Source organism: Limnospira sp. PMC 289.06 (assembly GCF_032350395.1).
GTDB lineage: Bacteria > Cyanobacteriota > Cyanobacteriia > Cyanobacteriales > Microcoleaceae > Limnospira > Limnospira platensis.
Genome location: NZ_JARPLC010000289.1, coordinates 1 through 1,557, shown reverse-complemented (window position 1 = coordinate 1,557; position 1,557 = coordinate 1). Strand labels below are relative to the sequence as shown.

1 protein-coding gene and 1 pseudogene are annotated in these 1,557 nt (G+C 42.8%); one reads left to right on the top strand and one right to left on the bottom strand.

The features are described from left to right. On the bottom strand, positions 1-470 hold a 470-nt coding region (locus P5674_RS24570), incomplete at its 3' end, for an IS630 transposase-related protein (protein WP_315670387.1). Between P5674_RS24570 and P5674_RS24565 the strand changes: the two are divergent. After that, positions 469-1,533 (top strand): annotated as a pseudogene (locus P5674_RS24565) (group II intron reverse transcriptase); the annotation flags it as partial. The gene P5674_RS24570 and the pseudogene P5674_RS24565 sit on opposite strands and share 2 nt — an antisense overlap. Between the last annotated feature and the right edge of the window lie 24 nt (positions 1,534-1,557).

Here is a 1,557-nt window from a genome sequence, read left to right as displayed (position 1 = left end):
TCCGGCTCCATATGTTCAATCTGAGCAATAAACGCCTCTCGCTGTTGCTCATCACGTTCTTGGTAGCCGTAAGTTTTTTTTCTGGTGAAGCCAATTTTCTTCAAGGCTCTGGATATGGTGCGAGGAGAGATGTCGTCATCCCAAAGTTGAGCCATTTGAGCGGAGGTTTTGTGGCCATGCTCTTGGGCAAAAGCCTTGAATTTATGCCAGTCGGTAATTTTGTGGTTATTGCCAGGTCGGTGATTAGGTTTAGGGAGGAAGTCTCCGGTCTGTGCTTTTCTTTGCAGCCAGAGATTGATAGTGTTCCGGCTGACATGGAAAACTTGACTGGCTTCTGTTTTGGGCATACCGTCTAGTTCAATTGCATTAATAACTTTTTGTCTAAGGTCGTAACTGTAGGGGGCTAGCCTTTTGGGTCTTATGTAGATATCCTTGCCATTATACGTCCTAACTATTCTGTCTTGTGCCATAAGTCCAATACTCGCCAACATTGCACTGGATGGAATGGTTAGGTTAATTGAAACAATGTATCCCAAGAAAGCTAATAGAGTGCAAGCCTCGTTAGTAAGATACGCCGATGATTTCGTAGTAATATCACCTTCACTCGATATCATTGAACCGTGTAAAAATGCTATTTACGAATGGTTAAAACCTGTAGGATTGCAAATTAAACCTGAAAAGACTAGAGTGTGTCATACACTTAACCCCATACAATACGAGGGCAGAACAGAAGAAGCAGGTTTTGATTTCTTAGGATTTAATATCAGGCAATACCCTGTAGGAAAATATAAATCGGGAAAAACAGGTGGGAGAGCGAGCCGATTAATCGGTCACAAAACCCACATCAAACCCAGTAAGAAAGCAGTTGCCCATACAGAAGTGATTAAGGGTGTGATAAAACAGCATAAGACCGCACCCCAGTCTGCCCTGATTAGCAGGCTAAACCCGATTATTCGGGGGTGGGAAAATTACTACTCAGGAGTAGTTTCATCCGAGACATTCAGCAAGCTAGATGACATAATTTGGAAAATGTTAAGGGCATGGACAGTATCAAGATGCGGAAAGGCAAACATCGAAAAACTGAGGAATTATTTGAGACCGGGAACGGTCATACTCAGTAATGGGAAAGAAAGACATGAAACCTGGTTATTTAGAACTAAAGATGGACTTCAGTTATGGAAACATAACTGGACTCCAATTGTCAGACACACCCTGATCAAACCTGAAGCAACACCATACGACGGAAATTGGACTTACTGGTCAAACAGAAAAGGACAAGCAATCGGAACGCCAAATAGGGTAGCAAAACTACTCAAAAAGCAAAAATGCAAGTGTACCTGGTGCGGGCAATATTTGACCCCATCTGACTTAGTTGAAGTAGACCACATTGTACCTCGAAACCTCGGTGGAAAGGATGAATACAAAAACCTTCAGCTATTACACCGCCACTGTCATGATGATAAAACGGCGTTAGATAACGTCAATGCTGTATCTTTAACAATGGAGGTGCGAAACGTTCAGGCACGCGCATAGGGTTGCAATACCCGAAATAACTGC